The organism is Ectobacillus funiculus, assembly GCF_004138295.1.
Lineage (GTDB): Bacteria > Bacillota > Bacilli > Bacillales > Bacillaceae_G > Ectobacillus > Ectobacillus funiculus.
Genome location: NZ_SCFM01000137.1, coordinates 1 through 241 on the forward strand (window position 1 = coordinate 1; position 241 = coordinate 241).

Consider the following 241-nt stretch of genomic DNA (forward strand, 5'->3'; position numbering starts at 1 on the left):
CCGTCAGGCCCGTTGGCTAAACATATTACAGAAGACATTTTCGTTTCAGGGGTTACGGAAAAACAAATTCAGGTAGTGGACGAACAATCAGGAGCTACAGAGAGTCAACAAGAAACAGAAGAACAAGAAGCAACGAAGAACTTTGATACAAAAGATAAAGAAAGCTTCAAAAAGAATTATGAAGAGCTTAAAAAGGAAAAGTTAGATAATAATGATAACTTTTTAATGAGATTTTCAAGAG

General features: G+C 34.9%; 1 pseudogene. It reads left to right on the forward strand.

From position 1 onward, the window contains the following. Positions 1 to 241: pseudogene (locus EP737_RS25210) on the forward strand (PTS glucitol/sorbitol transporter subunit IIB); the annotation flags it as partial.